The sequence below is a fragment of the Kiloniella spongiae genome, from assembly GCF_001026905.1.
GTDB lineage: Bacteria > Pseudomonadota > Alphaproteobacteria > Kiloniellales > Kiloniellaceae > Kiloniella > Kiloniella spongiae.
In genome coordinates this window covers 35,616-57,125 of record NZ_LAQL01000003.1, presented here as the reverse complement: position 1 = coordinate 57,125, position 21,510 = coordinate 35,616, and the positions used below count along the sequence as shown (strand labels likewise).

At 44.5% G+C, this 21,510-nt stretch carries 20 protein-coding genes; 10 read left to right on the top strand and 10 right to left on the bottom strand.

The annotated features are described in order from the left end of the window. Positions 1–283: 283 nt before the first annotated feature. Positions 284–1,174 (bottom strand): LysR family transcriptional regulator, encoded by an 891-nt coding sequence (locus tag WH96_RS04130; RefSeq protein ID WP_047762896.1) that lies wholly within the window; start codon positions 1,172–1,174, stop codon positions 284–286. Positions 1,175–1,342: 168 nt separating this feature from the next. Between WH96_RS04130 and WH96_RS04125 the strand changes: the two genes are divergently transcribed. Both WH96_RS04125 and WH96_RS04120 read left to right on the top strand, forming a co-directional pair. Then, complete coding sequence (locus tag WH96_RS04125) at positions 1,343–2,143, top strand: hypothetical protein (RefSeq protein WP_047762895.1); 801 nt, start codon at positions 1,343–1,345, stop codon at positions 2,141–2,143. A gap of 120 nt (positions 2,144–2,263) precedes the next feature. Beyond that, positions 2,264–3,145: a glutathione S-transferase C-terminal domain-containing protein gene (locus tag WH96_RS04120; RefSeq protein WP_047762894.1), complete on the top strand. Its 882-nt coding sequence runs from the start codon at positions 2,264–2,266 to the stop codon at positions 3,143–3,145. Positions 3,146–3,261: 116 nt separating this feature from the next. Here the strand turns inward: WH96_RS04120 and WH96_RS04115 are convergent, their stop codons facing one another. The 7 genes from WH96_RS04115 to WH96_RS04080 all read right to left on the bottom strand — a co-directional run bounded on the left by WH96_RS04115 (position 3,262) and on the right by WH96_RS04080 (position 10,744). Next, a complete protein-coding gene (locus WH96_RS04115; RefSeq protein WP_047762893.1) occupies positions 3,262–4,890 on the bottom strand; it encodes a PAS domain-containing sensor histidine kinase in 1,629 nt (542 codons plus the stop codon). A 187-nt stretch (positions 4,891–5,077) separates the two neighbouring features. Then, positions 5,078–6,052, bottom strand: coding sequence for a quinone oxidoreductase family protein (locus WH96_RS04110; protein ID WP_156176690.1), 975 nt, complete (start codon positions 6,050–6,052; stop codon positions 5,078–5,080). Between the two features lie 136 nt (positions 6,053–6,188). Beyond that, positions 6,189–6,593, bottom strand: coding sequence for a carboxymuconolactone decarboxylase family protein (locus WH96_RS04105; RefSeq protein ID WP_047762891.1), 405 nt, complete (start codon positions 6,591–6,593; stop codon positions 6,189–6,191). A 75-nt stretch (positions 6,594–6,668) separates the two neighbouring features. Next, on the bottom strand, positions 6,669–7,745 hold the full coding sequence (locus WH96_RS04100; RefSeq protein ID WP_162200114.1) for a lipid A deacylase LpxR family protein: 1,077 nt from the start codon (positions 7,743–7,745) through the stop codon (positions 6,669–6,671). A 245-nt stretch (positions 7,746–7,990) separates the two neighbouring features. Further along, the gene (locus WH96_RS21075) at positions 7,991–8,671 is read right to left on the bottom strand and encodes a dienelactone hydrolase family protein (protein WP_156176689.1); all 681 of its coding nucleotides are present in this window, start codon (positions 8,669–8,671) and stop codon (positions 7,991–7,993) included. Between the two features lie 121 nt (positions 8,672–8,792). Next, positions 8,793–9,623 (bottom strand): cyclase family protein, encoded by an 831-nt coding sequence (locus tag WH96_RS04090; protein ID WP_047762890.1) that lies wholly within the window; start codon positions 9,621–9,623, stop codon positions 8,793–8,795. Positions 9,624–9,898: 275 nt separating this feature from the next. Beyond that, positions 9,899–10,744, bottom strand: coding sequence for a helix-turn-helix domain-containing protein (locus WH96_RS04080; protein ID WP_047762888.1), 846 nt, complete (start codon positions 10,742–10,744; stop codon positions 9,899–9,901). A 496-nt stretch (positions 10,745–11,240) separates the two neighbouring features. Here WH96_RS04080 and WH96_RS04075 point away from each other — a divergent pair, with 496 nt between their 5' ends. The 4 genes from WH96_RS04075 (at position 11,241) to WH96_RS04060 (ending at position 14,135) form a co-directional block, all read left to right on the top strand. Beyond that, positions 11,241–11,900, top strand: a complete 660-nt coding sequence (locus tag WH96_RS04075; protein WP_047762887.1) for a LysE family translocator — start codon at positions 11,241–11,243, stop codon at positions 11,898–11,900. A gap of 275 nt (positions 11,901–12,175) precedes the next feature. Further along, positions 12,176–12,772: a Crp/Fnr family transcriptional regulator gene (locus tag WH96_RS04070; RefSeq protein ID WP_281175836.1), complete on the top strand. Its 597-nt coding sequence runs from the start codon at positions 12,176–12,178 to the stop codon at positions 12,770–12,772. Positions 12,773–12,795: 23 nt separating this feature from the next. After that, on the top strand, positions 12,796–13,527 hold the full coding sequence (locus WH96_RS04065; RefSeq protein ID WP_053005660.1) for a Crp/Fnr family transcriptional regulator: 732 nt from the start codon (positions 12,796–12,798) through the stop codon (positions 13,525–13,527). Between the two features lie 29 nt (positions 13,528–13,556). Continuing rightward, complete coding sequence (locus WH96_RS04060) at positions 13,557–14,135, top strand: hypothetical protein (protein ID WP_047762886.1); 579 nt, start codon at positions 13,557–13,559, stop codon at positions 14,133–14,135. A gap of 40 nt (positions 14,136–14,175) precedes the next feature. Here WH96_RS04060 and WH96_RS21070 read toward each other — a convergent pair whose 3' ends face one another. Both WH96_RS21070 and nirK read right to left on the bottom strand, forming a co-directional pair. Next, positions 14,176–14,967, bottom strand: coding sequence for a formylglycine-generating enzyme family protein (locus tag WH96_RS21070; RefSeq protein ID WP_053005659.1), 792 nt, complete (start codon positions 14,965–14,967; stop codon positions 14,176–14,178). 65 nt (positions 14,968–15,032) lie between these two features. Then, positions 15,033–16,229, bottom strand: a complete 1,197-nt coding sequence (gene nirK, locus WH96_RS04050) for a copper-containing nitrite reductase (protein WP_047762885.1) — start codon at positions 16,227–16,229, stop codon at positions 15,033–15,035. A gap of 464 nt (positions 16,230–16,693) precedes the next feature. Between nirK and WH96_RS04045 the strand changes: the two genes are divergently transcribed. The 4 genes from WH96_RS04045 (at position 16,694) to WH96_RS04030 (ending at position 21,455) form a co-directional block, all read left to right on the top strand. Further along, positions 16,694–17,149: a c-type cytochrome gene (locus WH96_RS04045; protein ID WP_047762884.1), complete on the top strand. Its 456-nt coding sequence runs from the start codon at positions 16,694–16,696 to the stop codon at positions 17,147–17,149. Positions 17,150–17,166: 17 nt separating this feature from the next. Continuing rightward, entirely contained in the window at positions 17,167–18,513 is a 1,347-nt protein-coding gene (locus WH96_RS04040; protein ID WP_047762883.1) for a cbb3-type cytochrome c oxidase subunit I, read from the top strand. Between the two features lie 127 nt (positions 18,514–18,640). Then, positions 18,641–19,423 (top strand): CbbQ/NirQ/NorQ/GpvN family protein, encoded by a 783-nt coding sequence (locus WH96_RS04035; RefSeq protein WP_047762882.1) that lies wholly within the window; start codon positions 18,641–18,643, stop codon positions 19,421–19,423. Between the two features lie 58 nt (positions 19,424–19,481). Next, positions 19,482–21,455, top strand: a complete 1,974-nt coding sequence (locus WH96_RS04030; RefSeq protein ID WP_053005658.1) for a nitric oxide reductase activation protein NorD — start codon at positions 19,482–19,484, stop codon at positions 21,453–21,455. The last annotated feature ends 55 nt before the right edge of the window (positions 21,456–21,510 follow it).

Here is a 21,510-nt window from a genome sequence, read left to right as displayed (position 1 = left end):
GGTTCTGAAAATATTTTTATATATTAGCTTTATTAGGCCAATGATAATTCTTCAAGCCCAGTTTATCTAATACTGTTATAAAAGATTTTCTAATCTGATGATTAAAATAACAAGATGAACATCAGACAGCTAAATCGGAACCTTGAATAAAAACCTTGGTCACGGTGTAAAGCTCAAATAACTGCCCTATTTGAAACTTCATATAAAACAACCCTTAGCTATAGGACAATCCCCTACGAAGCAGAACTGTAAAGATGATCGTAAAAGTAATTACAACAATACCCTATTTTCTATCTAGCTTTGAGAGAAAATCAATAAACGTTCTGATTTTATGGGATGTTTCTCTATGATATGGGTAAACCGCATAAAGTGCATGTGCATCCACCTTCCATGCGGGCAACAACCGCAGCAATTTACCTGCTTCCAATTCATCGCGAACAAGGATCTCAGGCGTCAAGATAACGCCCACACCTGCTAATGCCGCTTGTTTTAACGCCAAACCATTATTCACGACATAAGAACCCGCAAGCAAATTAAGCTCTCTTATTTCATTCTCATTTTTAAAGACCCAATTCGTGGGTGATAACGACAAACTGTAGATAAGGCAATTATGGAAACTTAGGTCATCCGGTTCCAAAAGTTCAGGGGCATTTTCTATATAGGCTGGGGACGCACAAAGCACACGATTAAGCTCAACCAATTTGCGCGAACGAAGACTTGAGTCTTTTAATTGTCCCCCGCCTCTGATGGCAATATCAATCCCCTGATCAACCAAGTTAACATACTGATCACTCATTAAAACATCTATATTCACCTGAGGATATAACTTCATAAATTGGCACACTGCGGGATTTATCGTTTCTAAACCAAAAGACATCGGCATACTTATTCGTAGCTCTCCCCTAAGCTGTTGAGTGTCTTCTAAAATAGATAAATCAGCGTTGGCCATTTCATCCAATATGTTACGAACATGATTGTAATAACGCAGACCATTCTCCGTAACATTCATTCTTCTAGTTGTTCTGATGATTAAGGGGCTTTTTAGATAATTCTCAAGCTCATTGATGTTTTTGCTAACAGCCGCTTTTGATAAATTTAAATCTTCAGCAGCAGCTTTAAAACTACCTAACTCAATAACTCGCCGGAAAACTGTGATCGCTCGAAATTTATCCATAATCTTAATTCAAATAATATTGTTTACTAAAAGTAAATTATAATATCACTAAACCAATACTTATCAACCAAATCTAAATAATTATATTTAAACCCAGTTACAGCCAGATGGCAAAACTACATTTAATATCGGCGACTTAGCGTCCCAATGATTTAGGAAGATACTATCATGAAGAAATGGATTGGTTTATCCCTTGGCGCTTTGCTGTTTACGTTACCTGCAGCACAAAGTTTTGCAGGATCATTTTCTATAACTGAGAATAGCATTAGGCTTTCATATAGTGACGGAAGTCCTGAAACAGTTGGCCTTAAAGGCATAAATAAAGTTTTACGTACCGTAGGTGTAAGAGTGAGCACAATACCACTCCCTGAAGAAGCCTTGCCACTTCTGAAAGCTTCACATTCCCGCGCAGTCACTGAAGATGAAGTAGCTGATTTGCTCTCCTATTTTGAGCTGACTCGCGAAGACCTGTTGGCAGAAGTTGAAGCAGCTGGTCGCAAACCTACTGTTGAAAACGGCGGTTCGTTGATAACTTCTGAGCCGGGCGTTGCACCTTACCCCAAAGTTTATGACATGAGAGCAATGGATGCAGATACTCGTGTTTGGGCACAGAATAAATTCGGCCCACTGCACATCAACCATTCGAAAGAAGGTGTTGGTATTGACGAAGTTATGACCATCGTATCAGGAGGTCCTTGGGTTTGGTTCTTTGAACTGCCCGGCGATATCACTGGTAAATTGACGTTCGGTTACGTTGGCTTGGATGGCGCGGCTTGGCGCGTAAGTTACCCTGGTATCCGGCCTCATGGTGGGTTTCTCGATTCAGAATTCGGATTGGTTATTGCTTACGCCCACGGACCTGAAGAATTTATCATCCACTTCGATGACAAAAATCTCGCAGGTTCCAAACTGGTGGGTACTAACCCCTGGATTGACCAATCCGGCACGACACCCAAATTATTGGATTAATAAAGGCCGTGTGGAAAGCGCGTGGGCCACGTCAATACGTTCGCCCTTTCCACCTCTTATGAAAGCCACTCAGCACCACATTTTAGCTATTCAGTCATCCCAAGGAGAAAGATCTATGTCATGGCAGTTTTAGATAAAGGAATTTGGTATCCCAATAGGGAAGAACACGAATTATCCGCTATAGATACCTTTACCCCTTCAAAAGCAATTGAGGCAGGCAGATATCATTTATACATTTCACTTGCATGCCCTTTTGCACACCGTCCTTATGGCGTGATTAGTTACCTTGGGCTGGAAGATGTTGTGTCTATTTCTTCCGTAGCTCCAGAACGTTATGAAGACGGCTGGCTCTTTAATGAAGAATACCCCGACGAAATCAACCAAACAAAAAACCTGGTTGAGCTTTTTATCCTGTCCCACCCGGCTTATTCCGGAAAAGTAACGGTGCCCATTTTGTGGGATAAAGTGCGCAATGTTATTATCGGTAATGATTCAGCTTCTCTTGCAATGGATTTTGCAACACGCTGGTTACCATTAGCAAAAAACAAATTTAATCTTGTTCCTGAGAATTATAAGAATGAGATCATTGCCCTGAATGAATGGTTACATGGCAACGTCAATCGAAGAGTTTACAACTTTGGTTTTGCTCAGGACCAAAAAACTTACAACACTTCAAGCGAAATTTTCTTTGATGCGTTAGAGATACTCAATGCACGTCTAAAGAAATCACGTTATTTGTTTGATGACGAAATAACCTTACCAGACTTGTTTTTGATGCCAACATTAGTACGGTTTGAAACCGTATATGAAATACATTTCAAAGCAAATAAACAGCGTTTAAATAGTTTTGAGAACTTATACAGATATATGTTGGATTTAGTAGCAATTCCAAATCTTCGAAAAACAGTCGATATCAATCACAGTAAACTTCATTATTACATGTCTCATAAGCATATCAACCCGACGGGCATCGTTCCTGCTGGACCTAAAATCGCTTGGTAAGTGTAATCGTCAATTCAACGGCAAGAGGTAAGTACGAACAAAGCTGAATATTACCGATATTGCATCTCTTTCTATATTCGTAAATAAGTAAGAAATTCAATAGTCTGGAGATAATATCAATATTGAAGAGGCAGACTCACAAAAACGCTTGTGCCCTCACCATATGCACTTTCAAGCCGAAGGTCACCACCCTGTGCAACAGCCAATTTTTTGGCAAGGCTTAGGCCTAAACCAACGCCTTCGTGCGCACGGGTCATACTATCGGCAACTTGACTAAAAGGTTCCATTACGCGTTCCAGATTTTCTTCGGTAATGCCGATCCCGTTATCTTTAATGATAAAGTCAATGTATTCAGGCTTATTGATTTCAGCAGTCAGAATAACTTTCCCTTTGGACGGTGTAAATTTGATCGCGTTGATCAGCAAATTGGCAATGATCTGCTTTACATGCTGTTTATCCGCGTAGATATAATAGTCTCCCTCAGGCTCTATAATCTCATAGGCCACACTTTTTTCATTAGCTCTGTTCTTGACCAGTTGTATGCAACAACCCATCAATTTCTTAACAGGTAAATTTTCGGGTTCCGGTGAGATTTTACCCGCTTCGATGAGGGATATATCCAGAATATCGCCAATAATATCGAGCAAAAAGTGTGCTGAAGTCTGAATATCTTCAGCATAAGTTTTGTATTTACTATTGCCCAACGGCCCAAACAGCTCTTTTTCCAATATTTCTGAAAATCCAAGCACAGCGTTCAAGGGGGTTCTCAGCTCATGGCTCATATTTGCCAAAAATTGGCTTTTGGCATGGTTTGCGGTCTCGGCCCTGTTTCGTTGTTCTATTAATTCATAACGGGCATTATGACTTTCTATTGCCCCGTGACAGCTATAGGCGAGAGATTGAATAAGATTAAGCTCTATTTCTGTCGGACCGCGTGTAGTTTTGTAATAAATTGCAAAGGTCCCATAAGTTCGTCCGCCAGAACTCACAATCGGATGCGACCAACAGGCATGGTAATCTGTCTTTTTTATAACATCCAGATAAGGTGCCCAGTTAGGATGATTGTAAAGATCTTCAACGATTACAAGTTTTTGGGTTTTTGCCGCCGCACCACAAGACCCAACAGTTTCACCAATTTCGATCCCATCAACTGCATCCGAATAGTCAACCGGAATACTGGGACCGGCAAAACTGCGGAGATAATTCTCGTTCTCCGACAGCATAATCGCACAATTCATATGCGGAAAAATGGCTTCCACATTATGAATTAACTGAACAAAATTTTCTTTTAAGGGCATTCCTTTGGTAATGTTGATTAACATTTCATTGTAAGCTTCCATGGTTTTTTCACGGCTTTTTAACAATGAAATATCAGCACTGACCCCCAGGTAATATTTGTTTGCATCCCCTTTTAGCTCTAACGGGCAAATTGATAGCTCTTCCCAATAGTAAGTACCCGATCGCCCCATACAGCAAAGCTCGCCCGTCCAGGTTCCCCCCTGACGAAGTATTGCCCACATCTCTTCATAAAAAGAATCAGGATGATATTGAGAGCGAAGGTTTTGAACCGACATCCCCTCCAATTCATCGACTGTGAAGCCCGAAAGGTCAGCGAGTTTTTGGTTGGAATACTTAAGTATTCCATCGTCTGACAGGATATAAACAAGCGCATGATTGTTGATTAATCGAAGCAGATCTTTCGCAGGACCATCAATAAAACTATCAAAAATTGGAGGCTGATCCATTAAATAAAACCCTCGGAAGAGGTTAAAGTTCTCAATATTACCTCATGCTCGAAAACATATTATACACAAGGAATAGGGGATATTCTAGCAACAAGAAATCCCGCACTCTTTCTATGATAACAACATAAGCTTAATTGAGCTTTAAAAGATCAAAATACCGACAGTATTACGCATGATTCATTGCTGCTTAGGGCAGTAAAATAGTTGATCCTGTTGTTTGGCGACTTTCCAGTCGGTTATGGGCTTCAGCCACATCAGCAAGGTTAAATTTTTGGTTGATATTTACCTTTATCTCGCCGGAAATAATCATATCAAACAAAGCATCCGCTGCCGATTGCAGATACCCCAGCTCAGCAGTGAAATGAAACAAGACCGGACGTGTGACAGAATACGACCCTGTGGCCAAATCAGACATTTTGAAATCAAGCGCGGGACCGGACGACTGCCCAAAGCTGACCAATGAACCAAAGTTTTTCAAACAGTATAAAGAACCGGGATAGGTATCTTTACCGATGCTGTCATAAACCGCATCAACACCTTGTCCTTCGGTTATTTCCTTGATCCGCTCCACAAAATCTTCCGATTTGTAGTCAATCATCTGGCAATAGCCATGGGCCGCTGCCAAGGCGCATTTTTGTGACCCACCAGCAGTTCCAATTGCCGTAACACCTTTTGCCGCCAACCACTGCCCGGCTATAAGACCAACCCCGCCAGCGGCAGCATGGAACAAAACTTTCTGCCCGGCCTGCGCCGCGAAACTGCGATGTAAAAGGTAATGTGCAGTCAATCCCTTGAGCATTGATGCCGCAGCGATTTCATCAGAAATCTCGTCCGGCAGTTTCACCAGATGTTTGGCTTCTATCGCACGATGAGAAACATAGGCTCCATTGGGAATGGTATAGGCGACACGTTCGCCAACTTCAAACCCCGATACTCCATCGCCCATAGCTTCAACAACACCCGCCGCTTCACTCCCCAAAACCAGATCTTTTTCGACAGGCCACGGATAAAGTCCCGTGCGGAAATAGGTATCGATAAAGTTCACCCCGATCGCCGTATGACGCACCAGAACTTCTCCGGCGGCTGGCGTTGGTTTCTCTAGCTCAACCTGTTCCAGAACATCACTCCCGCCTTTTCCACGCGCGACTATTGCATAGGCCATCATTAATTTCCGTGTTTGTTATTCAAAAAGAATTTGTTCCAGATAAGGTCTAAGTATTATTTTTCAATAGCTTGATTAACGATACGGTCAATAAAACAAGCTCAGTAATTCCTCAAACGACAACCAAGAAATATGATTACTCTTCCATCAAAAATTCAGGATCGGTTGGTAATTGCAGGGCCGTAGCCAGCTGATTTGTTTTTGATGCCAGCGCCACAATCTTGAGTACCTCTGCATGCTGTGCCGGGGTCATGCCTTTGGCTTTTGCCCCTGCCGTGTGGGAATGTACACAATAGTTACAGTTATTGACAATGGAAACCGCGAGATAAAGCATTTCTTTAGTAAGAGGATCTAAATCGGAAGGTGTTGCCATCACGGCTTTCACCTCTGCCCATGTGCGTTCCAGAAGATCGTCATCAAAGGCAAGATATCGCCAGATATTATTAATAAAACCCGTCTGTCGCGTCGCCCTGATATCATCAAAGACAGCTTTTACCCGGGGGTTACTTTCCAAATTTTCGGGTGGGAGAACAGTGGACATATCATGCTCCTGAAATGGCGGAATAAATCTAAAACAGCCCGTAGCATAATCACATCCCAGTAGCTACGACCAGTCTTAAAACCGCATTCCAAGACTAACCGCACCAAAGACAGCCGGGTCGTCCTGCCCTTCGAACTCTTTTGTGCGGTAAACCATGGTATAGCTCATACGGTAGCGATCATAGGTCAGGGCCAACCCTCCGTTGATATCGGCAACAAAGTGATGTTTATCCACGGAATGTGAGTCGCTGAAAGTATTACCATCCAGAAAGATATTCCGTGCAACAGCACGCCCTTCCACGCCGCCAAAGAGATACCAGCTCCAACCATCATCAGGCGTATCAAAATACCCTGTACCCGGAAGGCCCGGCTTGACACGCAGAGGGCCATCCTGCCAAACGTCCTGTTCTGGCGTCAGTCTAAAGTTGATCCCGACATCAGCAAAGGTATGAACATTACCCAGCGTTGCACCATAGTATGGAGAAGCCCCAAGGCTCAAACCTGCCACATCAACAGACCAGTAATCAGGAAAGCGTCTTTGCCAACCCAGAGAAATCGCAGGCTCATGATTGAGTTGATTTGACCAACCGTGCGGTGTCGGGCTGCTAGCCGTAACATGGGTATGAACAAATTTCTGGGCCTGTTCCCCCAATGCAGCCGGGCCAACAACACCAAGAGAAGCTTCGATTTCATCGAGATGATTATCTGTAACAGTTACCAGGCCAATCGACCCGTAAAGATGCGCTGCCCAAGGACGGTCATTTGGGTCCTGTTCCCGCTGTTGGATATCACGTGGCGTATAGATGTTTTGCCCTAAGGAATAGAACACGCTTGATGTCTCATTAATGCCAAAAGTAGGGATAACACGATCAAGGGTATAGGCGATATCTGGCAAATCAGCATTTACGTCCAGATACCCCAAACGTACACCACTGGTATAGTTTTTATCGGTTCCAGCCGTACCAAGGGAATCATTTTCGATAACCAGTGAAATATACTGATCTTCTTTTTTCTTTGCGACCCGGCCTGTCAATTGTTCCTGAAAGGTCGCCTCAGAATCTGTTGATGGATCAGCGTCCTGCGCAAGCAAAGGTGCCCCATTGCAAACAAGTGCACCCGATATTAGTCCAGATAAAAGTGATGTAACTTTCAAACCGGGATATCCCCCAAGCAATAATTCAATCCCACGACATATAAAGGTCCTATCCCTACAAAGAGATCATGGCGGAAAAATGTCATCCCCATTTTCTAACAGATAACTGAAGCAAGATAAAATACCCCCCGGTTGGGGAGGCCAGATTTATAAATTTTCCGTAAATTTGGTTTCAATTGCTCCAAAAGACAGGAAGATAACTACCTACAAGAAAATTATGCATAAGGGGCTTAGAGAACTGAAAATTACTGAAAGTGTTTTGACAAGTATGTTTCTAATTTGCTTTCCCAATCATCGCTGCTCCGATTATCACTGTTCCAGTCATCACAACAAGTGCTTTGAAAAACATGCAAAAAATCGTCTGACAAATCCGCTACAAAATTGCTTGAACTAGGGTTCAAAAATCCATGCAGCGCTACGCTTTGATAGCAAGTGAGAAAGTCTTTCTGGCGCAGTACAGCCATAGCATCCCCAACGGAAAAATGCCTCTCTTCTTTCGGAAAAATTAACATCGTCGGACATTCTGGATTAAGAGCAAGATGATGCCTTATCTGGTTGGGATAAAAGCCAACAAAACACTGAACTCTATTAGCAATATCCAGATCACCCAATGCCCGCCACGCTGTTGAGGCCCCGACACTGAACCCGAGAAAAAACAACGGCCCCTCTGTCTGTTCAAGAGTTCTTTGTAATAGCGTCAGATACCCATCATGTCCGCAGTCGCTCATAAAGTGGTCATAGGCATGCTGTTCATCCCTAAATACAGGTTGCTTTCCTTCATAGGGATCAAGTGTTTTTACAGAAATATCTTGTTGGAGAAAAATTGCCTCAAGTTTCGTAATAAAAGACGTCCGCCCGTATATTTCAGGCAAAATAATAATCTGCATAAATTTACCAGCACCTACTTTTAAGAACAGGCGTTCCAAAACCGACTACTCAGCAAAGGTTTTAGCATCCAAACACTCAAAAAAATCAGGAATGCAGCCCTCTCTATTTTTAGAAGAAGCCAACATCCCCGATCAAACAAAAGATTTCAATGGATAGAAACTAGAACATTGCAAAAATGCGAGATGGTCCGCCGGTACCGCCGCGGTGTTTCGGCGCCCCAACAACCAGCGTCGCCCCCTTGGCCGGAACCTTGTCGAGGTTGGCAAGACACTCAATGCCCCAACGATTGGTCGGTAACCAGGCATAATGAGAGGCGAAATCAGCAGATTGCCCATAATCCAGCGACAGACTATCCGAAGCCAAACCGACCGCATTTGTTTCCAAAAGCATTTGTGTTGCTTCGACATGGAAGCCGGGGAAGTGCATTTTCTCATCACTGCCAACATTACGAAACTTGTCACTATCCGTAAATTTATCCCAGCCGGAATTCATCGCCACACAGGCACGATCAGGAATAGGGCCATTTTTGGAAACCCACGCCTTGATATCATCGGGTGTTACCTGTGCATCAGCATTGCCAGCAGCTTTTTCCTTAATATCAATAACACACAAAGGTACGACCAGATTTTCCACCGGGATTTCAGCAACGGATTGACCATTTTCAGAAAAATGAAGCGGCGCATCCAAGTGTGTGCCTGTATGCTCATTGACTTTCAATTCCAACAGATTGAATTTGTGCTCAGCATAGTTAAATTTCTGTTCTGTGAAGAAGCCTTGAGCGCCAAAATAGGTCGGAAAATCTTCATGTAGCTCATGTGTCATGTCTTCTACTTTACTTGCCCCGGCCGCCAGAACAGGCGTCGGAGAACCTATAGAAGCAACCGCGCCACCAACAACTCCGGCAGCCGCAGTGGCCGCAGTTTTCCGAAACAGATCACGACGGGATAACATCTTTTCTTTGACGGCTTCGATAACACAGGCATCACACATAGAACTTTCTCCCAGTTTTTGGCCAGATTTGTTGACCAGATTTATTTAACCATAAGATTATCTTCAGAAATGGACTTCCAAACGAGTGTTCAGGCTTAGCTTTGGTAATGTACTGAACCTGTAACGAAGCCAGTACGACCGTGAATTTGGAATTATATTTATGCAGGTTCTTGATCTTAACACTATCAAGACAGATCACAAAGATCAGGCCTTAATTACCCAATAGCCTGTCACAATCAAGTGAGTAACAGCAAACAAAAACTTACGATCCTGCTTTAATAAGCTTTGGCTTCAAGCTGTTGTCTAAAGACATTGCTGCTGCTCAACAGGTTTCCCTCAAGCTCTGCAACAGCCTGATTGATATCAGGCAGATGTTTATCTGCGGCAACTCTGGGGGACAGCGCAGAGGAAAAGAACACCATGTTAATTGATGCCACAACCTGCCCCCGGTAAAATACAGGTCGAGCTATGGATGAAATCCCCTGCGCGGTCTCATCAATGCTCTGTGCATAACCGCGTTTTTTGGTGATACGCACCAGATTATCAACATGTGTCTGATCCCGTGCAATACGGTCTGCCGGATCATCAGAAGCCTGTAAAACACGCAGAATTGACGCCCTAGTTTTTTCATCCGAATAGCAAAAAAATGCTCGCCCCAGAGATGATGAAAGAACGGGCCACCTGACTCCCACCATAGATCTATGATTTGAGAGAGGACTGAATTTATGTGTTGTCTCGCGTATAAGCATCCCCCTGCCATCAAACGCAGCCAGATCAGTTGGCCAGATAACTTTTTTAAGCAACTTACCCAGCACAGGTGCCCCAAGCTGTGTTACCCAGTCTCTATGATCGTAACCCTCGCTGAGGGATTTCACACCTATGGTCAAATGCCATAGCGATGATGACAAAGCACCGGATTGAACAAAGCCATCGCGTTCCAATGTTTCCAGCAATCGATAAACGGTTGTTCTGTTTATCCCACTCAACTTGGAAAGCTGTTGAACAGACAACGGTCCCTCACGATTTAAAACCTGTAAGAGTCCAAGTCCTCGCGATAGAGCCCTTACTGGTTTGTGCGGGGCTGGTTTGTATTCGGCTGGTTGGTTTAAATCTCGATCCATTAAGAAAAGATCTTCATTTCTGATTCATTGAAGTTGAAGACAGTAAACATATCAATGTTCGCTTAGTGAACAATTTTTAGCATTTTATTGTTTGAAAAGTAAAATCAACTACAAAAGAAGATAAGAAGATCACGGTGTCTCTATAGATTTTGCCCACAACAAAGGCTGTAAAGCTTAGTCGCTTTTTAGGGCAGATTGTTAGAAAATAAGAACAATCTACTCGTGTCAGATACAGATTATAGCTCCTGATTTTTGCATCAGAGTTATATCATACCAGAGGTATTTCAGGTGAAAAGTGCTGTTGCCGAACCAGTTCTTAACACTGTTGAAAAATACCTAAGGAACCCTTCCCAACTGTATTTGATGCAGCCTGACTATGTTTATGGGGCTAACAATATTTATAGAACGCCGTGATTTTCCATAAACAAATGCCATTTCGTTGCACAAGAACAAGCGTTGGAATATCAACGTTCTGATAAACGACGGAGTTTTATTCGTGCTAACTTTTGAAGTCCTCGCACTTTTCTTTCCGCTCTGTATTCTGCTCGCGCTCACTCCGGGACCAGATAATATTTTTGTTCTTACTCAGTCTGCTCTTAATGGAAAAATGGCTGGTATTCTTGTTGTTCTTGGTCTTTGTACCGGGGTTTTGGTTCACACTACCGCCGTCGCCATGGGTGTCGCAGCTATTTTTCAGGCATCACCAACTGCTTTCAATGTTCTGAAAATCATAGGCGCCCTTTATCTACTCTATCTTGCATGGGGCGCATTACGGGCGAAAGCCGAAGACATTTCTGTCGGGGACGAGAACCCAAACGGAGATCAGGACATAAATCGCGCTCAGAAAATCGGGTATTTCAAACTATACCGACGGGGCATTATTATGAATGTAACAAACCCTAAGGTATCAATTTTCTTCCTTTCTTTTTTACCTCAATTTGCCGCCCCAACACGCGGTAGCATGTCATTACAGATGATCCTGCTTGGCGGTTTTTTTATTCTTTCTACTATTCTGATTTTTGGCGGTATTGCTTTGCTTGCCGGCTCAATTGGTGGATATTTACAACGATCATCCAAGGCGCAGACTATAATGAATAAAACGGCAGGTCTTGTTTTCATTGCTCTAGCGATCAAATTAGCAACTATTCAGCAGTAACCCCCATTCAACAGAAATTCCCTGCCCTTTTGCCATCGCTTTCTACACTCGCTTGATCCAAATCAAGTTTGCACTTCATAAAATAGGTTATCCTCTTTCGAAATCAGTGCCCAGTTATGCCCTGTACCCAAACTATGTCCGGTGCCAGAATATACCCGGAGAAGGAGAGCAATCGGCATGCCGCAACATACGCATACATCCAGGGAGAACCATTTTCATTCTCCTTTTCTTGAGCTGACCGCAGAAAAAAAAAAGTTCTCTTACCGCTTAGTCGTATAGAAACTTTTCAAGCTGGGGCAACCATTCTCAAGTTCGGCGAAAAAGCCGAAAATTTTTATGTTCTCGAAGACGGTTATGTTCGTCTATTATTGAATTCCACCTGTGGCGATAAAAAATCTACTATTGATGTTCTGGGTCCAGGCAGCGCCTTTGGCGAGGAATCAATTACCACCTCGGCCCTGAACAACTTTACTTGCGTTGCGCTAGATGACGTCGAAACACGGGTTATTCCCGGTGATGTCCTCAGGCGAATTTTACTAGAAGATCCCGCCCTTCTTTTTCGTATGATGGGCAGTATTTCCCTCAACATGCATTCGCTTATGACCCAAATCGCCGATCTTAAAATGCGATCGACAGCGGAACGTCTGAGCATGTTTTTGATAGAACTTTCAGGCAAGGATGAAGGTGGCGACATCATTACTCTGCCTTACGACAAACGTATCATCGCGGACAAGCTTGGAATGTCGCCAGAAACCTTGTCCCGTACCTTTGCCAAACTGAAAAAAATCGGTGTAAATACGCAACCGGGTAATAAAGTCGTTATAACCGACATCGAAGAGCTTGCGGATTATTGCGGCTATTCATTTGCCTAAAGCACAAGGTAGAGGCTCATAACATGAAACATTTTAAAATCGGGGATAAAGAGCTTCATACCCTGAGCAATGTCGCGATTTTCTCTCAACTCCCCTCTTATCTTTTACAGGGGCTTTTTGAAAACACATCTGGAACCTTCTACGAAAACCAGACTGATCTTTTCATGTCAGGGGATGAGGCAGACGGTTTTTATATTCTCTTGTCCGGCGAAGTCCATCTGACCATTTTAACCGCCGATGGTGCTCAGAGCCTTGTGCGTATTGTTGAACCAGGCGAGAGTTTTGCCGAAGCAGCCATGCTTGGTCTTGGCGAGTTTCCCATTAACGGCACCGCAATGCCAAAATCGCGCATTGTTAAAGTTTCTAAAACCACCTTTGAGAAAAAAATCTCAAGCGATCCAGAAGCGTCTCTTCATCTGTTGAGCGCCCTTATCAAGCGACAGCAATTTTTAATCAGTGAAATCAAAATATTAAAAAGCCTCTCTCCCTGCCAACGGGTCGCATCGAAATTACTTTCCCTTTACGAAAGTAATAAATGGAAAGGGTCGGGCAACCTTCCCCGTTGCAAACAAACCATGGCCAGTAACATCGGCATTGATCCCGCCAGTTTTTCACGGGTTTTACGCCGCCTCGAAGATGCCGGGATCGTTTGCGAAGGACAGGAAGTCATCATCACAGACCCGGAAAAATTACGCCTCTATTGCGCAGGGTTTGGTTATGTTTTTGATGACAATAAGCTTTTGATGTCAGCTTAACATCAAGATTTATACAGGACAGATCTGTTATGGATAACAAACAAACTTCCGACGATGATAGTGCAAATTGTCACTATTTAAGAGTTGAAGAAATAATTGCAGAAGGCCGTATTCCTGTAGATGTCGTCATCGATGCTCTCTTTGCCTCCCAAAAAGAAAGCCAGGTCATGCTGCAATCAAACTTCGATCCTATCCCCTTACGCCTGAAACTGACCCAGTTGGGATGTATCATTGATCGCAAAGAAAACGCCGACGGTTGGCTTTTTCACATCTATCGCGACCAAACATCGATTAAAAAAGAAAAGACAACGAACACGGCAAAAGCTATTTTTAGCTTCACGGGCGATATCATCACCATCAACGTGCGGGCTTTTAGGTACCCCGATGATTTTCTGGAAGTATTACGTTTCATGGATACATCACTTGATGCGGATTGCTTCGGGGTAGAGATAAATCGTTTTCCGGATAAATTCAGAGACGTTCTGTCTGAGCGCGGATGGCGATGTATTTCAGGCACAAAAGTAAGCAATAATGCTTGTCATACTAACTGTGATAGCCACAGTGATCAGGTTGATGATTATCAGGTTTTGCTTCTTGAAAAAGAGTGACATAATTCAGGATAAACTTTCATCACAGCTATTAATCCAGTTACGCCGCCTGTTCCAATACAAGGCGAAAGCCCACATTGTTTGGCGGGGACCCAACTGAACACCCGCCAATTTTGGGATCCCGGATCAACTCTGACTGATAAGATCTATGTTCCCCCTGCATAATACGAACACCACCACAGGCTTCGCTACGTTCTTTTGAGGTTGTCAGGTCGCTATAATCTGTACTCCAACAGGTTTGCGTCCATTCCCAGACATTTCCCTTCAGGTCAACCAAGCCATATTGATTTGTACCATATCCACCAACAATTTTGGTCTTGCTTGATTTTGGACGATTGCTAAAGGTTACGTAATCTGCCGCCCAAGCCAGTCGGGGATCATCAAAAAGTTTTTCTGACGGGCTAATTACATCGCGAGAAAAATAATTCCATTCTGATTCCAACGGTAGCCGAAATGTTTGACCCGTTTTGAGAGAAATCCAGCGGATAAATTCTTCCGTGTCGAAATAACTGACTTTTGTTACAGGATGCTGAGGTGTTTCATTCTCCCGCATTTTGGGCTGATAACTACACCCTCCATCATCGTAACAGGCTTGCCAATGCCCGATTGTCACTTCTGAATAGGTCACAAAAATCGTCTTGCGATCTGTATAACTTGAGGTGGCGTTTGGCTCCAGTTCTATCCTGACCAATCTCGGATGAAATTTCGGGGTTTCAGCCATTACCACATCCAGCTTACCCTTTTGTTCGGTAACCTTGCCAAACAAAAGAGCACCGCTTGCAACAGCAAGTCCAAAAAATAAGCCTAGAACGATATATCGACTGTTCATCATCCAATCTCCCGATCAGTCCGGACAAGCCAGAACCAAACTACCTCTCTTACCTCACTCTTTCTTCTTTAACTCGTGCCACCTTTCTTAATCTCCTTCATGAGATCGTCATCCCACTCGCCCTCAACAACCATATGTCCGACAGCACCAAGTTCAGTTGCTTCGATCAGATTATGATTCACATAAGCATAGACGCCCGGTTGCAGGAATTCGTAATGAAAGACCCCGGCTGATCCGCCACGAATAATAGCTGTTTCATGTCCCCGTCCCGCGATATCATCAAAAGATCCAGCTTCCCAGGAATAGTTCCAATGTCCACCAATAAGGTGCGGACGGCAGTCTCTGTTTGCTTGGGAATGGATAAAGAGAACTTTTTCCCCGACTTTGGCCTTCATGGCACCATCACCTGTCAAGGCCCCAACCTTACCGTTGAAGACTTCGTGTGTCGGGATCAAGCCACGAGCAAGCTCCATAACTTCAGAGAAATCTTCTCCAGCTTCGGTGAATTTCATATACTCACCGTTTTCGTCTTTTGGTACGTAAAAATCCTGTTCCCCGATGTAGTACATTTTGTCGTATGTAATCGCTTTACCACGACCATCGGTCAAACCATCACGCGGCAGAACAACAACAGCACCATTCATACCTTTGATCACATGGTAGGGAATCATAGATCCACCTGGCGCGCAGTGATAAACGAAAGCACCTGGTTTCGTTGCTTTCCAACGCATAACAGCTGTTTCACCCGGCAAGACATGCGTCAGTCCGCCGCCCCCCAAAGCACCTGTTGATGCATGGAAATCAACGTTGTGTTCCATCGCGTTGGTTTCCGGGTTTTCCAATGTGACTTCTACATAATCACCTTCATGAACCACAATCAATGGGCCAGGAACACTTCCGTGGAAAGTCAGGGCAATGGTTTCAGCCTCATCGTCAATCTGCCACGGCATTTCTTCAATAGTAAGAGTGACTTCGACAACCTTCGGACCACCTTTCGCGATCAGATCATGTTTCGGTGCAAAAGGTGGTGCCACCATTTCCTGTTTAACGCGTGGCAACTTTGCAATTTCTGCTTCGCTCAAAGACGGGGCGACTTTTACTTCCGCGCTGGCAATCTGGTCATCCCCTAAAACTGTCGGGGCCGTTGTACCTGCTGCGCCAGCATTACCTGCGAGTGTAATTGCACCCAAGGCTGCCCCTGATGCCAGTGTTGTTCCTCGCAAGAAGCTGCGACGATCCATTGTTTTGTCGTTGTTGTTTTCCATAATCTTGCTCCTAGATAAGGTCCCAATCTCTGTCGGAACTCTTGTGACCCCTTGGGTTTACAGGAAGGGATAGGCCTCTGATCGCGAGCCGTCCTAATATCAACTCACGCTTAAGGATTAATTCAAATTTCCTATCAGTGATTTGACTTTGAGCAAGAAGACTAAAAACCCTTAATTTTTGCAGAGAAAGAGTAACTTAAGATACTGTTTTTAAAACAATAAAACAAAATTGGAACATTTTGTCGCACTATTGAATAACCTTTGAACACACCCAAATCTCTTACATTTTTGACATTAGAATTCCGCAATCAAAAAATCATATTAATATCGCCCGATCAGCTTGCCGACTTGACCATCGTCAAATCTAAAGATGTCGCCTGTATGTATCTATAAGGACAGGTGGAGAGACTGATGGCATTCAGTCGTGGTCTTTCGCATCCGTCTAGCAAGTTGGGAGATCCATTATGAATGAGCGCTTATCAATCAGCGCCGCCCGGAACATCTTCTACGGAGGGACTATCTTCTTTGCCGTGATCTTTATTGGTCTCGTCATTGATTCTGTTTACTACGCAACTGATCCTGAAACATCAAATGCGGAAGAAATCAACGAGCAAGTTGCCCTTGGTAAAGAAGTATGGGAACGGCATTCCTGTATTAACTGTCACACCCTTCTTGGCGAAGGCGCTTACTTTGCGCCAGAGCTTGGGAACGTCTGGGCGCGTCGCGGGGGTGAAGAAGATGCAGAAGGCGCAGCCGATTACATCAAGGAATGGATGAAATCGCAGCCAACAGGTATCGAAGGCCGTCGCCAGATGCCGAATTTCGACCTTAATGAAGAGGAATTGGATGCTCTTGTCGAATTCTTCAAGTGGACCAACGGGATCGATACCCAGGATTGGCCACCAAACGATGAAGGATGAGCCAAGGAAACGATCACATGAAATATCAAACTCAAAAAGTCGCGCTCTACTATTTTGTCGGAGCACTTGTCTTATTCCTTTCCCAGGTAACCTTCGGGGCCTTGGCCGGGGCCGTTTATGTGTGGCCAAATCTTTTGGCGGAAACACTTCCCTTTAACATTATTCGTATGATTCACACCAACAGCCTTATTGTTTGGCTGCTGATGGGTTTTATGGGGGCTGCTTATTATCTGGTTCCCGAAGAAGCTGAAACCGAGATCTACAGCCCTTTCCTTGCAAAGCTGCAGTTCTGGCTGTTTCTTGGCGGTGGTGCAGCAGCGATCGTTGGGTATATCTTCGGGGTTCATGGCGGACGTGAATTTCTCGAACAACCATTATGGATCAAAATCGCCATTGTCGGCGTGATGCTGATCTTCCTCTTCAATCTCAGCATGACAGTCCTCAAAGGCAGAAAGACAGCCGTTTCCATGGTCCTTATCATAGGTCTGTGGATGGTTGCCCTGCTCTTCCTCTTTGCTTTCTACAATCCAGTCAACCTCGTTCTCGATAAGGTGTTCTGGTGGTTCGTAGTCCACCTATGGGTAGAAGGCGTTTGGGAGTTGATCATGGCATCTATCCTTGCCTTCTTGATGATCAAGATGACAGGCGTGGACCGTGAGATTGTTGAAAAATGGCTTTATCTGATTGTGAGTCTGGCACTGTTCACCGGGTTGCTTGGAACAGGTCACCACTATTACTGGATCGGAACACCCGGTTACTGGCAGTGGATTGGTTCTGTCTTCTCAACACTTGAAGTTGCGCCCTTCTTCGCCATGGTTCTCTTTACCTTCTACATGGTCTGGAAAGGTGGCAGAAAACACCCGAACCACGCTGCTATCCTCTGGGCACTTGGTTGTTCCGTGTTTGCTTTCTTTGGCGCCGGCGTCTGGGGTTTTCTCCATACCCTCGCCAACGTAAATTACTACAGCCACGGAACACAGATTACAGCGGCCCATGGTCACCTTGCCTTCTATGGTGCCTATGTCATGGTCAATCTGGCGATCATCACCTATGCCTTGCCTAAACTTCTGGGACGCGAACCATATAATCAGACGCTTAACATGTGGGGTTTCTGGATTTGTTCTTCCGGGGTTGCCTTCATGACCTTTACCCTGACTTTTGCCGGGGTCATCCAATCCCACGTTCAGCGGTTTCTGGGCGAGGCCTATATGGATGTACAGGATCAGATGATGTTCTTCTATCAACTGCGTCTTGGTTCAGGTCTGGTCGTCGTTATTGGTGCATTTATTATCGTCTATGCTCTTCTTGTTCCAAGAAAAGAAACACAGCGCGTGAATGCAGCGGCTCAACAGCCTGCTGAATAGCAGTACAGGCCCAAGTATCTATGAAGTATCGACGAAGTATCGGGGCTCGGAAAAACGAGCCCCGATCAACCTTCATTTAAAATAGACAAATTATTCGTTATTTCATTTATTAAAACAGGTGTTTGTTATGGCACAGTCACAACCTTATTACGAACCAACAGCAAATGAATGCCTTCTTTTCGAACAGGCATTCAAAAACAAACTTCCCTTATTGCTCAAAGGACCAACAGGGTGTGGCAAGACGCGTTTTGTCAGTCACATGGCTCATCAAATCGGCGTGCCACTTCACACCGTTTCCTGCCATGACGATCTTTCTGCCTCTGACCTTACGGGGCGGTATCTTCTCAAGGGTGGAGATACGGTTTGGACAGATGGTCCTTTGACCAAGGCTGTCCGCGAAGGCGGCATCTGTTATCTGGATGAAGTGGTCGAAGCACGCAAAGACGTCGCCGTCGTCCTCCACCCCTTAACTGATGATCGGCGAATTTTACCATTGGAACGGACAGGCGAACTATTGGAAGCCCCGGACGATTTCATGCTGGTTGTTTCCTACAACCCCGGTTACCAGAATATGATGAAAAACCTCAAACCTAGTACGCGACAACGCTTTATTGCAGCCGAGTTTGATTTTCCCGATGCCCAGACCGAAACACGCATTGTGTCCACGGAAAGTGGCCTTGATCAGGATCGAACCATGGGACTTGTCAGATTGGCCCGCAAGTTACGCGATATGAAAGGTCAGGATTTGGAAGAAGGCGTTTCAACCCGTCTTCTGGTTTATTGCGCAACACTTATACAGGCCGGGTTGAGTTATGACGAAGCCATTCGTCACGCCATGATTGAGCCTTTAACAGACGAATATGACGTGAAACAGGGACTGGAAGAAGTCGTTCGGGTTAGTTTCGGATAGCAGGTTTCTCCCCCAGGTTTTAAAAGATAAATACAGAGTAAAAGCAGAAAGTCACACCATGGGCATAATGGAATTGATAGAGGTAGAAGAGTTTGTCGGCAGACAATGGCACAAGCTTATCTCCAACACCGAAAGCTATCCTGCTTTTACCGATCAAGCTATTGTCCTTGATGACGTTAAGGTTCTACTCAGCGTCTTCTTTCGTGCTTTGGGCGGGGAAAACGCCATTGAGATTGCCGCCAGTGGCAATGAAAAATCAAACCACCGCCTTTCATTTCGCCAGAAGTTGGGCATAGACATCGAAAAGCTTGCCCGCCCGACCCTCGATGGTCGTACCATGATGTTGCCGGATCAGATTTGTCTTTTTCCGCAAAAATCACTCAATCGAGATCTTTATCTCTGGCTGGCCGCTTTCTTTTCTCAGCATCAAAATGAAAAACCTATTGATGTGGCTAATCCCTTATTAGCCGATATTCTTTTTATTCGTCAGACGCATCAGGTTTCCCAGTTTCTTTTGGGCGAACTACCGGGCTTACAGAAAGTCTATGGATCGCTTTGCGAAAATTTACTGGAATTGCGTCCCAAACGGGATTATCTGCCCGATCAGGAACGAGACCTTGAAGATGTCATCCTTTATTTACTATCCCAGGATACGCAAGAACTGATCGACACTTTTTCTGAACGCGCAAAGCTGTACCTTGCCATTATCCAATGTCCATCCTTAACTAATCTGGACCTCAGCGACTTTGAACAAGCCAGGCAAAATTATCAACCTTTCCTGCCCGTTCCCCTCTGGGGTGAAATCATCCCGACAGCCAGTACAAATAGCTCTTCTGAAACAGAAAGCGGCGGCGGTGCGAACAAACAATCCCGGGATAAAAAAAAACGTCGCGCAGAGCGCCAGGAACTGGACCAGACAAAAAAAGGAGATGGCTTTTTTGTCAGTGTTTACGACAAACTTATGGCCGTGTCTGACGTTATCAATTTAGACAGGAATATCAAAGAAGACGAAGAAGAAGACGCCCTGGAAACTGCCGATGATATTGACCGTATCACCCTGAGCAATCCCAAAGAAAAGGTTGCCACCCAGATCAAAATGGATCTGGACTTACCGGCAAACGAATTGGATGAAAGCCGAATAGAAGCAAAACGAACCGTTCACGAATGGCACTATCGCAAAAATACCTTCTTACCAAACTACTGCGCCATTACCATGCGGGAAGCCTCTGATGAAGATACGGGATGGGAACTGGGGAAAGAAGTTGGCAAACGTATTCGTCTGGTCCGACGGCAGTTTGAAGCCTTCAAAAATGATCGCAAACTTTTACGGGCACAACCTGAAGGCAATGACCTCGATATTGAAGCTTTGGTTAGGGCACAAGGCGACTTAAAGGCAAGCGGGATCTGTTCGGACCGGATATATCTCAACACGCGCAAGATTGATCGTGATATTGCGGTTTCTATCCTGATGGACGTTTCTCTCTCAACAGACAGTTGGCTGGATGATCGCCGCGTGATTGATGTAGAGAAAGAGTCTCTCGCCATTCTGGCCAATGGTCTGGATGCAGCAGGTGATGATTTATCCATCCACACCTTTACCTCTCGCAAACGCCATTATGTTCGAATTGATCGGGTAAAGGGTTTTGAAGAACCGCTTAATGATAAGGTTATGCAACGCATTGGCGCACTCAAACCCGGTTATTATACCCGTATTGGTGCCGCTATCAGAGTCATGGCCGAAGAGCTGGACGTACGGCCCAACAAACAGAAACTCTTGCTGATCCTGACCGACGGGAAACCCAACGACGTTGATTATTACGAAGGCCGTTATGGTATTGAAGACGCACGAAAAGCAGTACAAGAGTGCCGTCGCAAAGGTATCACGGTCTTTGGCGTCACAATCGATCAAGAAGCCAAAGATTATTTCCCCACTATCTTCGGACGCGGTGCTTATCACATCGTCGGTAATGCCGCCCGGCTCTCTCAGGCCCTGCCGAAAATTTACAAACAGCTGGTTAACGCAACGAATTAACATCAAATATTTCGAAAATTTTTGATAAATTCGAAACAAAAAATTAAAATAAAGC

Bases quoted from the DNA above. Each gene is read 5' to 3' on its own strand.
- WH96_RS04130 (WP_047762896.1), bottom strand. From the start codon at position 1,174: ATGGATAAATTTCGAGCGATCACAGTTTTCCGGCGAGTTATTGAGTTA.
- WH96_RS04125 (WP_047762895.1), top strand. From the start codon at position 1,343: ATGAAGAAATGGATTGGTTTATCCCTTGGCGCTTTGCTGTTTACGTTA.
- WH96_RS04120 (WP_047762894.1), top strand. From the start codon at position 2,264: ATGGCAGTTTTAGATAAAGGAATTTGGTATCCCAATAGGGAAGAACAC.
- WH96_RS04115 (WP_047762893.1), bottom strand. From the start codon at position 4,890: ATGGATCAGCCTCCAATTTTTGATAGTTTTATTGATGGTCCTGCGAAA.
- WH96_RS04110 (WP_156176690.1), bottom strand. From the start codon at position 6,052: ATGGCCTATGCAATAGTCGCGCGTGGAAAAGGCGGGAGTGATGTTCTG.
- WH96_RS04105 (WP_047762891.1), bottom strand. From the start codon at position 6,593: ATGTCCACTGTTCTCCCACCCGAAAATTTGGAAAGTAACCCCCGGGTA.
- WH96_RS04090 (WP_047762890.1), bottom strand. From the start codon at position 9,623: ATGTGTGATGCCTGTGTTATCGAAGCCGTCAAAGAAAAGATGTTATCC.
- WH96_RS04080 (WP_047762888.1), bottom strand. From the start codon at position 10,744: ATGGATCGAGATTTAAACCAACCAGCCGAATACAAACCAGCCCCGCAC.
- WH96_RS04065 (WP_053005660.1), top strand. From the start codon at position 12,796: ATGAAACATTTTAAAATCGGGGATAAAGAGCTTCATACCCTGAGCAAT.
- WH96_RS04060 (WP_047762886.1), top strand. From the start codon at position 13,557: ATGGATAACAAACAAACTTCCGACGATGATAGTGCAAATTGTCACTAT.
- WH96_RS21070 (WP_053005659.1), bottom strand. From the start codon at position 14,967: ATGATGAACAGTCGATATATCGTTCTAGGCTTATTTTTTGGACTTGCT.
- nirK (WP_047762885.1), bottom strand. From the start codon at position 16,229: ATGGAAAACAACAACGACAAAACAATGGATCGTCGCAGCTTCTTGCGA.
- WH96_RS04045 (WP_047762884.1), top strand. From the start codon at position 16,694: ATGAATGAGCGCTTATCAATCAGCGCCGCCCGGAACATCTTCTACGGA.
- WH96_RS04040 (WP_047762883.1), top strand. From the start codon at position 17,167: ATGAAATATCAAACTCAAAAAGTCGCGCTCTACTATTTTGTCGGAGCA.
- WH96_RS04035 (WP_047762882.1), top strand. From the start codon at position 18,641: ATGGCACAGTCACAACCTTATTACGAACCAACAGCAAATGAATGCCTT.
- WH96_RS04030 (WP_053005658.1), top strand. From the start codon at position 19,482: ATGGGCATAATGGAATTGATAGAGGTAGAAGAGTTTGTCGGCAGACAA.